Source organism: Streptomyces sp. NPDC127097 (assembly GCF_042724075.1).
Classification (GTDB): domain Bacteria; phylum Actinomycetota; class Actinomycetes; order Streptomycetales; family Streptomycetaceae; genus Streptomyces.
Map to the genome: position 1 here is coordinate 105,140 of NZ_JBHXFI010000025.1, position 10,196 is coordinate 115,335.

Genomic DNA, 10,196 nt, shown 5'->3' on the forward strand with positions numbered 1-10,196 from the left:
CCCTGCCTGACCGGCGCCCTGCCCGCAGTGCCCAGAAAGAACGAGGTCAACAATGACTGACGCTTCCACGATCCGCACCCAACTCCCCGCCACGCCACGCGAACTCGTGCAGGGGTGTCAGGACGAACTCATCGCCGGTCTGATGGCGTACGTCAGCCATCCCAGTGTGAGCATGACCGGCGAGGGGTTCCCCGCCGCGACCGATGTCGCCGTCGAAGAGGTCAGGCGGGCCGGCCTGACCCCGTCGGTGCTCGCCGGCAAGGGCCGGCCGCTGGTGGTCGGCCACCGTGCGGGACCGACGGGAGCGCCGCACGTCCTGCTCTACGGCCACTACGACGTCCAGCCGGCCGGGCCACGCGAGAAGTGGGACTCCGATCCTTTCACCCCCGTCCTGCGGGACGGGCGGATCTGGGGCCGCGGCACCGGTGACAACAAGGGGCAGCACTATGCGCACCTACAGGCGCTGCGCCTCTTCGACGAGCACATCGGCGCGCTCCCCTGCACGGTCACCGTGCTCCTCGATGGCGAGGAGGAGATCGGCAGCCCCACACTGGCGGACACCCTGCGCGCGCACCAGGAGCGGTTCGACTGCGATCTCGTGGTCTGGAGTGACCGTTCGGTGCATGAGTCCGGTGAATGGTGCGTCTCGCACGGGGTCCGCGGCATGATCCGTCTCAAGATCGGCGCCACCGGTCCGAGCCACCCGCTGCATTCCGGGAATTTCGGCAATGTCGCGCCGAACCCGGCATGGCGGCTGGTCCAGGCGCTGGCGAGTCTCAAGGACCCCAGCGGCCGGGTCCTCGTCGAGGGCTTCGACGACGGCCGGGAACCGCTGTCCGACGCCGATCGGGCGGCGTTCGCCGCCCTCCCGCTCGACCTGCAGGAAGTCCTCGGGGGCATCGGACTCACCGCGATGGACCCCGCGTTCAACGGGCTGTCCTTCTACGAGCGGCTGGCTGACCGCCCCACGCTCACGATCAACGGGATCACCACGGGGGATGTGGACCGGACCATCATCCCCGACACCGCGGAGGCGGGTGTCGATATCCGGCTGACGCCGGGGCAGGACCCGCAGGTGGTCTTCGAGCGGGTGGCCGCACACCTGCGGGTCCATGCCCCCGAGGTGACGGTCACCATGGTCTGTGGCGTACCGGCGTCCCGGACCTCGATCGACAACCCCCATACGCCCAGGGTGGCGCGGGCCATCTCCCGGGTGACCGGGCGTGATCCGCTGCTGATCCCCGCCTATGGCGGCACGCTTCCCGACTGGATCTTCACCGGGATCCTCGGTGTGCCCAGCATCGGCCTGCCGCTGGCCAACGCCGACCAGGCCAACCACGCGCCCAACGAGAACCTCCGCGTCGACTACTTCCTCGATGCCACCGCGATCTGCATGGAGCTCCTGCTCGAACTGGGTTCCTGAATGTCCGGCCGCCAGGCGAAACCACTCGAACAGAGGCGTGACACCGCGCATGCACACCACACCACAGCCCGAGCCCTGGCTCGTCCACGACGGAGCCCTCACCGGTCTGAAGGTCCTCGATCTGTCCCGCATCCTGTCCGGGCCGTTCTGCACCATGGTGCTGGCCGACCTGGGCGCTGATGTGATCAAGGTCGAGGACCCTGTCTCCGGAGATGACACCCGCGCCTGGGGACCGCCCTTCCAGGGCGAGGACGCGGCGTACTTCCACAGCGTCAACCGCAACAAGCGCGGTATCGCCGTCGACCTCAAGGACCCCGACTGCCTGCCCCTGATACGGGAGTTGGCCACCACCGCCGATGTTGTCGTGGAGAACTTCCGGCCCGGTACGGCGGCCCGCCTCGGCCTGGGCTACCAGGAGGTCCGCGACCGGAATCCCGCCGTGGTGTACGCCTCGGTCAGCGGGTACGGGCAGACCGGGCCGTACAGGAACGAGCCCGGCTACGACGCGATCGCGCAGGCGGTCAGCGGCGTCATGAGCGTGACCGGTGAGCCCACCGGGCCGCCTGTGCGCTTCGGGGTGTCGCCGGCCGATCTGGCCGCCGGGATGTGGGCCGCCATCGGCGTCCTCGCGGCCCTCCGCAACCGTGAGCACACCGGCACCGGCGACTGGGTCGATGTGTCGCTGCTGGACGGCCAGGTGGCCTGGCTGACTTATGTCGCCGGGGGGTACTTCGCCTCCGGCAGCGTTCCGCAGCGCTACGGTTCGGCCCATCCCACGATCGTGCCCTACCAGGCATTTCCCACCGCTGACGGTCACCTCATGGTCGCCGCCGGAAACGACGGACAGTGGCGCCGCTTCGCCACCGCGATCGGGCTCGCCGCACTCGCCGACGACCCGCGCTTCGCGACCAACTCGGACCGGGTCCGCCATCGCGAGGAGCTGCTCCCGCTCATCGAGCACGCGCTGGGCGCCCGGGGGGCCAAGGAATGGGCCGCGCTGCTGGCCGAGGCGGAGATACCGGTCGGACCGATCAACACCGTCGACGAGGCGCTGCGGCACCCCCAGGTCGTCGCGCGCGGCATGGTCACCGAACTCGACCACCCCGACGCCGGCCTGCTGCGCACGCTCGCCTCGCCCATCAAGCTGTCCGAGCGCCCGGCGGCCGTGCGCACACCGCCGCCCCGGCACGGGGAGCACACCGCGCAGGTGCTGACCGCGATGGGGGTCGGCCCGCGGAAGTGGTCCGACCTGCGCGCCCGAAAGGCCGTGAAGTGACCGCCGTACCCGAGCCCGACGTCAGCATCGCGACATTCCGGTCCGGGGCGGTCGCCGAGATCTGCATCGGTGACGGCAGCCGGCGCAACGCCCTCCCCGGCGCGGCCTGGGCGCGGCTGGCCCGGGAGGTCGGGGAACTCGGCGCCTGCCGGTCGCTGCGGGTGCTGGTGATCCGCGGGCACGGGGACACGTTCTGCGCCGGGTCCGACATGACCGACTGGGTGGACGCGGAACCCCGCTACGTCGAAGGGTCGTTCGCGCACATGGAAGAGGCGTTCTCCGCGATCGAGGACTGTCCCGTCCCGGTGATCGCCGAGATCCGCGGGGTCGCCGCCGGAGCGGGGTGCCAGCTCGCCCTCGCCTGCGACCTGCGGCTGATGGAGGATTCCGCCCGGATCGGGATGCCGATCGCCCGGCTCGGCATCCTCGCCAGCCCGGCCTTCGCGGCCCGGATGGTCGCCCTGGCCGGACCGTCCGTGGCACGGGAGTTGCTCTACACCGGCCGGCTGGTCGACGCCCGCACGGCGGTGGTGCTCGGACTGGCCGACCACCAGGTGCCCGCGGCGCAACTCACCGATCGCACCAGCCGGCTCACCGCTGCCATCGCCGCGCAGCCGCCGGCGGCGATCCGCGCCGCCAAGCTGGCGGTCGGCGCCGTGCTGGGGCCGCAGCGAACGGCCACCGCCGTCAATCCGCGGCCGGTGGTGGCACGGTCGCACTTCGGTCCGGCGGTCGCCGCCTTCCTCGGGCCCTCGGCGGCAGGCGCACCGGATCCGCCCCTCGCGGGCTGAGCAGGGAGGATGTGCGGCAGATGACGCGCAGTGAAGAGTGCGCGTCTTGTCTGTCTCAGTGCTGTCCGCGGTTCGGCCCTCAGCGCCAGAAGCCAGCACTGACCCAGCGCAACACCCCCGAACGGACAGGAAGGGGCGGCAGCGGAAGTCAGCACGAACTCAGCACGGCCCAGCTTGGGCTCGTTCGAAGCTGGTTTTCCCATGCCGGAGCCGGGCGAGGGCCTGGTGGATCCGCTACTCAGTCCGTTTTGCCGGGGACGGCGTTCATGTCGCGGTTCCAGTCCAGTTGGGCGGTGAGAGCGTCGTCGCCGGGGCGTTGCGGGGGCGGTCCGCCGGCGGGGCGGGAAGGGGCGCGGGTGCCGCGGGAGATTTCTCCGCTGGTGGTGATGTTGTGCTCCACGCGGGGGCGGCGGCACGCCTCGTAGAGGGCGAGGGCGCGCTCCGGGTCGGGGATGTCCCGTAGGGACTTGGCGAGGATGACCGCGTCCTCCAGGGCCATCGAGGCCCCTTGGCCCGTCGCCGGTGAGGCCGCATGTGCCGCATCGCCGATGAGCAGCGTTCGTCCGGAACGCCAGGGGGTGCCGGGCGGGATCTCGGTGGCGTTGGTGGCCATGATGTCGTCGGTGGAGGCCGCGACGATGCCCGCGGCGGGGGTGGCGTCCTTGCTCAGCGTCGCGACGAGTTGCTCGCGCCAGCGGGACGGTGTGGGGTGGGCGAGGTCGTGGGCGGGGACGGCGTCTCCGCCCACGCGGGCGAACCAGTACGTCTCCCGGTCCGGGGAGACCGCGTAGCCGAAGGCGGCGGAGCTGCCCCGCACCATGGTGATGTGGCCGGTGTCCTCCGCCACCGGGGCGCTGCGCGTGTAGCCGTAGAAGACGCTCTGCCCCGCGTAGACGGGCTCCACGCCGGGTGCTGTCGAGCGCCGGACGGCCGAGCTCAGGCCGTCCGCGCCGATGAGCAGATCGCCGGTCGCGACGCCGCCGTCGGCGAATCGCGCGCTCACCCCGTCCGGACCGTTCTCGACGGACACCAGTCGCGCACCGTGCGTCAGCCGGATTCCGCGACGCACGACCTCGGCCTGAAGCGCGGCGCTCAACTCGCCCCGGCGCAGGCACCGGTACCGCAGGAGCGCGTCGTCGGCCTCGCCCAGCGGCACCTGGGCCACCTCACTGCCCTGGTCGTCGAGCACGCGCATCGAGCGCAGCGGGAAACCGAGCGCGGTGACCACAGCCGAGGCATCGAGCTGCGCCAGTGCGCGCATCCCGTTGCTCGCCAGGGTCAGGAACGCCCCTATGTCCTCGGCCGTGTCGGGGTGCGCCTCATGCACGGTGACGTCTAATCCCGCCTTGTGCAGGGCCAGCGCGGTCGCCGCTCCGGCGATCCCGCCACCGATGACCAGAATGTGTGTCACGTACCCGTCCGCTCTGTTGCGTTGGTCCCCTCGGGCGTTCAGTTCCATGATGCACCTGGGCACGGTGCCTGGTGGGGCCGTACGGCGCGGCGGCTCCAAGACCCCGGCCTCCCTGGTCACGGCACGCCGCGGGAACGATGCCTATGGTTCGGGGCAGTTGTCCCTGCTCAACGTCCTGCCGTCGTGGACCTGTTCGTGGTCCTGCTGCCGACTCGGCAGTGCTTTCAGCCCCGTGCCCCGGCCCGTCCCTACCGCTCGTCCTCAAGGGCCTGGATCGGGCCGATGAGGGCGAGTGTCGCGTCGAGGAGTGCGGTGGTCAGGGCGGGGAGTTGGCCGGGGGATTCGGACAGCAGGAACAGCCAGGCGAAGACGGGGCCGACCAGCAGGGCGTTGAGGGTGGCCGGGGCGGGGCGGGTGGTGAGTTCGCCGCGTGCGGTCGCGCGGTCCAGGATCTCCGTGAGGGTCCGGCGCTGGGCTCCCAGGTATTTCTCTTCGAACCGGTCGCGTAGGGCGGGATCGGCGTGGATATCGGCCAGCAGGCCGGGGACCGTCCCCTGTGGCGGAAGGGCCATGCTGTCCGCGATTTCGGCGATGACGGCGGCCAGGTCGGCGCGGAGCGAGCCGTGGTCGGGTGCCACGGCCAGGAACTGATCCGGCAGCAGAACGTCAAAGATCATCTCTTGTTTGGTGGCGTGGCGCCGGTAGATCGCCGCCTTGCCCACGCCGGCTCGCGCGGCGACCTCGGCCATCGTGAGCCGCGTGTATCCCACTTCGGACAGCAGCTCTCGTACGGCGGAGGCGATGGCGTCGTCTACGCGGCTGTCTCGGGGGCGGCCCCCCTGGTTGCGGGCTTGCTCTCGAGCGGACATGGGTGCATCATACGGAACCGTGAGTATCGAAACCATCGGTTCCGTAACTCGGGTCCGTCCGTATCTCTGGTGCGCCGGCGGGTCCCGGCCCAACTGGCAGGGCACGCCGGCCCGGAAGGAATGACCGATGCGCATCCCGAAAGCCGCCCACACGGCACAGCCGTGGCGGATCCATGAGTTCACGCACGACTTCCGGGTCGAGGACGTGTGGTCCTTCCGTGCGCCCGGTGCCGGGCCCGACGACTTTCCTGTGATGGTCAGGGCGCTGAAGACTGCGTACGACAGTCGGAAGGATCCCGCCGCGGTCCGGTTGCTGTTCGCGGTGCGCTGGAAGCTCGGTGCCCTGCTCGGCTGGGACACCGCTCGGGCGGGCCTGGGTGGGCGGGTCGACTCGCTGTGTGACCGCCTTCCGCGCGACCTCGCCCGGACCGCCGACGACGCCGTCCCCTGTGCCGACCCGTTCGCCGAGGTCTACCAGCTCGACAACGAGGCGGCCCGCGAGCTGGCCAACAAAACCGTCCACAGCGTCATGCATCTGGGCTGGGTGCCGACCGACGACGGCGGATACGCACTGCGTATGGCGGCCCTGGTCAAGGCCAACGGACTGTTCGGACGGCTCTACATGGCCGCCATCGCACCGTTCCGGTACCTCATCGTCTACCCGGCACTGACCCGCCAATGGGAACGCGCCTGGCTCGACCACGGCCGCCCGCGCAGGTACGCCGGAGACGCCGGAGACGCCGCGCGCAGAGATGCCGCCGGCCCGGCTTGACCCCAACCACGGCCGAACGGCAACCGAACGACAACCGAACGACACCCGCGTGACGTCGCGCGACTCCACAGCCGAGTGGCTCCACGCCCCTCACAGACCGGAGGATTGAGATGATCAAATGGGCCGGATGGCTCCTGGTGTTTCTCGGAGCCGCGCACACGCTCTCCGCCTTAACGGTGGAGGGAGCGGCACGCTACGCGGGGGAGTGGTTCAGCGGGGCTCTGTGGCACGAGCGCTTCTCCGATATGAGCCCGGCCAACAGCGCGCTCTGGCTGTCCCTGGAGAGCTTCGGCCCGCCCCTCATCGTGGTCGGACTGATCGTTCTGTGGCTGGACCGCCGCGGCATCACACCACCGCCGTTCCTCGCGTGGACGCTGGGGCTCTGGTGCGTGGTGGACGCCTTCATCCTCATCCTCACGCCCTGGCCGCTCTTCCTGCTCGCGAGCATCCTGCTGTGGGCCGGCGGCCGCCGCGCCGCCGGCCGCGCCAACTCGGAGCCGCACGCGGACGCGACGCGGATTCCCTAGGTGAAGTCGGCGGCGGGCTCGGTGGCGTAACGGCTCATCACCTGGAGGCTCCCCTGTGGGGTCAGCGCCTGGCCGCCGGCGAACATCTCCTCCAGGTCGCGGAAGTACTGCACGTACAGGTCCGGCGTGAAGGTGCTCAGCATGACGGCCGGCTGGTCGGTCGTGTTGGCGAAGGTGTGCGGGGCTCCGGGCGGGACCATCACGAGTGTGCCCGGGGTCGCGTCGTAGTCCTTGTCGCCCACGGTGAACCGCACGGTGCCGGAGATGATGTAGAAGCCCTCGTCGTGCTGGGCATGGCGGTGCTGGGGCGGTCCGGGCGTGTGCGGCGCGAGGACGGACTCGGCGAGGCCCAGACGGTGCCCGGTGTTGCTGCCGTCTTCCAGGACCCGCATGCGCGTGGTGCCCAGGAGGATCGTCTCGCCGTCGCCCGGACCGACCACCGATACGGCGGGGTCGGGCATCGGCTCACTGGTCTTCGGTTCGTCAGTCATGTGCCCATTCCACTGCCGGGGCGATGCGGCGGTCCAAGACCTGTTCCGTGTCATCGATACCGTCCGGGTATCGTCGCAGCATGGAGCTACGCACGCTGCGTTACTTCGTCGCGGTCGCCGAGGAACTCCACTTCGGCCGGGCCGCCGCGCGGCTGCACATGAGCCAGCCGCCGCTGAGCCGGGCGATCAAGCAGCTGGAGACCGAGGCCGGCGCCGCGCTGTTCGACCGATCGTCCGCCGGTGTCACGCTGACTCCGGTGGGGGCGGTGCTGCTCGACGAGGCGCGCTCGCTGCTCGATCAGGCCGACCGGGTACGCGTACGCGTGGCCGCGGCGGCCGGTGCCGCGATCCTCACCGTCGGCATGCTGGGCGGCAGCACCGACCCGGGCGCATCCCGGCTGGCCGGCGCCTTCCACCGGCTGCACCCGGGTGTTGAAGTCCGCATCCGCGAGGCCGATTTGACCGACCCCACCTGCGGGCTGCACGCCGGACTGGTCGATGTCGCCCTGACCCGCGGCCCCTTCGACGAGACCGGCCTGACCGTGCACGCGCTGCGCGCCGACCCGGTGGGAGCACTGCTGCGCGCCGATGATCCGCTGGCCCGGCGCGGCGGTTTGAAGCCGGCCGACCTGGCCGATCGCCGCTGGTTCCGGTTTCCGGAGGGCACCGACCCCCGCTGGCAGTCCTACTGGCACGGCGGGGAACCCCGTGAGGGCCCGGTGGTGCGCGCCGTTCAGGAATGTCAGCAAGCCGTTCTCTGGAACGGCACGGTCGGGATCACCCTCCTGCACCACGAGCCGGCGGCGGGGCTCACCGTGGTGCCGCTCATCGATATGCCGCCGAGCCGTGTGGTCGTGGCATGGAACGCGGGCGAGGACACGAATCCACTGATCCGCTCGTTCGTCCGGACCGCGATCGCCGCCTATCAGCGCTGAGCATGGTGAAGTACGCGAGCGGTAATTCGTCCTTGGGGGACTGGGCGAAGACCCGCGATGTTTCTGCTTCCTCGGGAGGGTGCGCGTCATCCCTTTTGTGATGGGTGCATGAGTGCGAACGAGCGGGCAGGTCAGGGGATTTTGGTGTGCCTCATGAATGGTCCGAGCCGAAATATGAGAATGGCTCTCGGTTCGGTGATGGAACCGTTCTAGGGGTTCTCTCGTCTTCCGCGAAATGAGCTCCGGAATCTTGTGGAAGTTACCGATAAGTCCGCGGAACCCGTAGTGCGGAGCGGGGCTCTCCTTATGTGCCGAAGGGAGGAATTCTTCGTATCGCAATCTTTGGGGAGTTCGGGAACGGGCTGATGCATCGGCCGCCCGGCGGAAGGAAGGAAAAAAGATGTCACACGAGATCTCTCGCAAGAGGAGACCGGCGGGCGAGGCGCCGGGACGCCACCGGGCGTTCCAGGGCGTTGCCCTTGTCGCCGTTGTCGGGGCGGCGGTATTCGGGATGGCCGCGCCGGCGTCCGCCGCTCGGGCCTGTGGACCGTGGGACCCCGGCGTGGAAAGCGAGCAGGAGTGGTCCAGCCGCTGCCCCGCGGATGCCGAGAGGCTGCATCGTCCGCCGAGCACGGCCGAGATCTTCACCCAGATCGGGACCGATCTCCTTACGGCGCCGGGCATCGGGAAGGCTCCGGAACCCGTGCCCAAGGAGGTCCCGAAGCCCGGTGAGGAGCCGGCGCGGCCGGCGGAACGGCCGGCGGACCGCCCGGTCGAACCGCATTCCAACCCTGGTGAGGGTGCTTCGACTTCCGGAGCCGCGGAGCTGGCCAAGATCCCGTCCCCGACGTCGGGTTCGGACGCCATCATGGTTCCGTCCTCCCGGGAGAAGTGGGTAAGCGACTTCAAACCCGCGGTGGAGAAGCTGAACCAGGAGCGCAATGTTCTCGATCCCGAGAACGCCCGGGTCAAGGCGTGGATCAACAAGGCGAAGGACGGCGCCGAGCAGCGTCGCGCCACCTTCAAGCAGAAGGCCGATGACCTGATCCATGCCCTGGCCGAAGAGGCCACTCCGGTCGCCGACGCCACCGAGAAGTTCCGCGAGCTCAAGCAGGCATTCCCGCCGGACGTCCCGCAGGACAAGATTCCCGAGGACAAGAAGCTGGAGACCAGCCTGCCGACCGACGTGTTGACCGAGGTGCCCGAGTACCTCAACGCCAAGCGGCTCTACGTCACCGGCTACGACAAGCTCAAGGCGGGCGGCAAGGACGAGGGCGGTCTCAAGCCCGACTACGAGGTCACGGACAGCACGACCGCCACCAAGGGCGACCACTTCGTGATCAAGCTGGGCAGCGACCGGGACGGCTTCGTCAGCCAGCTCGTGAACAAGGTCTCCGAGAAGGTCACCAAATACCAGAGCACCGGGAAGGTGGTCGTCGTCGCGGACGCCACCCAGGTGCCCTGGGTGAAGAACGCCCCGTCCACCGACGAGATCCAGGCCGCCGTCACCGCCGCCGCCGGCGACGCGAAGCTGAAGGACAAGCTGGAGGTCCTCTTCGTCGTCGGCCCCTACGGAAACGTCTACCGCGCCGCCCCTCAGTCCTGAAGCGGCTCAACTCCGCAGAGGGGGTACCCACGTGGCGGGGGGGGGGGGGTGGTGGGGGTGGGGGCAAAGAGAGGGACACCGGGGGGGAAAAAGAT

Annotated in this window: 10 protein-coding genes; 7 read left to right on the forward strand and 3 right to left on the reverse strand. The window is 69.9% G+C overall.

What is annotated here, in order from left to right:
• The first annotated feature begins 52 nt into the window (after window positions 1–52).
• From ACFWJW_RS20305 to ACFWJW_RS20315, 3 genes are read left to right on the forward strand one after another with little or no spacing between them, the layout of a single operon-like run.
• The gene (locus tag ACFWJW_RS20305; RefSeq protein ID WP_387242953.1) at window positions 53–1,423 is read left to right on the forward strand and encodes a M20/M25/M40 family metallo-hydrolase; all 1,371 of its coding nucleotides are present in this window, start codon (window positions 53–55) and stop codon (window positions 1,421–1,423) included.
• Between the two features lie 49 nt (window positions 1,424–1,472).
• Window positions 1,473–2,699 (forward strand): CaiB/BaiF CoA transferase family protein, encoded by a 1,227-nt coding sequence (locus ACFWJW_RS20310; RefSeq protein WP_387242956.1) that lies wholly within the window; start codon window positions 1,473–1,475, stop codon window positions 2,697–2,699.
• The gene (locus ACFWJW_RS20315; RefSeq protein ID WP_387242959.1) at window positions 2,696–3,490 is read left to right on the forward strand and encodes an enoyl-CoA hydratase/isomerase family protein; all 795 of its coding nucleotides are present in this window, start codon (window positions 2,696–2,698) and stop codon (window positions 3,488–3,490) included. Before ACFWJW_RS20310 ends, ACFWJW_RS20315 begins: the two co-directional genes overlap by 4 nt.
• Before the next feature lie 238 nt (window positions 3,491–3,728).
• Here the strand turns inward: ACFWJW_RS20315 and ACFWJW_RS20320 are convergent, their stop codons facing one another.
• Both ACFWJW_RS20320 and ACFWJW_RS20325 read right to left on the reverse strand, forming a co-directional pair.
• Window positions 3,729–4,901, reverse strand: coding sequence for an FAD-dependent oxidoreductase (locus ACFWJW_RS20320; RefSeq protein ID WP_387242962.1), 1,173 nt, complete (start codon window positions 4,899–4,901; stop codon window positions 3,729–3,731).
• A gap of 248 nt (window positions 4,902–5,149) precedes the next feature.
• A complete protein-coding gene (locus tag ACFWJW_RS20325; protein ID WP_387242965.1) occupies window positions 5,150–5,770 on the reverse strand; it encodes a TetR/AcrR family transcriptional regulator in 621 nt (206 codons plus the stop codon).
• Between the two features lie 127 nt (window positions 5,771–5,897).
• Between ACFWJW_RS20325 and ACFWJW_RS20330 the strand changes: the two genes are divergently transcribed.
• Both ACFWJW_RS20330 and ACFWJW_RS20335 read left to right on the forward strand, forming a co-directional pair.
• Entirely contained in the window at window positions 5,898–6,542 is a 645-nt protein-coding gene (locus ACFWJW_RS20330; RefSeq protein ID WP_387242968.1) for a DUF2867 domain-containing protein, read from the forward strand.
• 110 nt (window positions 6,543–6,652) lie between these two features.
• Window positions 6,653–7,069, forward strand: a complete 417-nt coding sequence (locus ACFWJW_RS20335; protein ID WP_387242971.1) for a DUF6463 family protein — start codon at window positions 6,653–6,655, stop codon at window positions 7,067–7,069.
• On the opposite strand, the gene ACFWJW_RS20340 is transcribed toward ACFWJW_RS20335, so the two are convergent.
• Window positions 7,066–7,560 (reverse strand): cupin domain-containing protein, encoded by a 495-nt coding sequence (locus ACFWJW_RS20340; protein WP_387242974.1) that lies wholly within the window; start codon window positions 7,558–7,560, stop codon window positions 7,066–7,068. The two genes, ACFWJW_RS20335 and ACFWJW_RS20340, sit on opposite strands and share 4 nt — an antisense overlap.
• Before the next feature lie 80 nt (window positions 7,561–7,640).
• Here ACFWJW_RS20340 and ACFWJW_RS20345 point away from each other — a divergent pair, with 80 nt between their 5' ends.
• Window positions 7,641–8,495, forward strand: a complete 855-nt coding sequence (locus tag ACFWJW_RS20345) for a LysR family transcriptional regulator (protein ID WP_387242977.1) — start codon at window positions 7,641–7,643, stop codon at window positions 8,493–8,495.
• 562 nt (window positions 8,496–9,057) lie between these two features.
• The gene (locus tag ACFWJW_RS20350) at window positions 9,058–10,101 is read left to right on the forward strand and encodes a hypothetical protein (protein ID WP_387242980.1); all 1,044 of its coding nucleotides are present in this window, start codon (window positions 9,058–9,060) and stop codon (window positions 10,099–10,101) included.
• The last annotated feature ends 95 nt before the right edge of the window (window positions 10,102–10,196 follow it).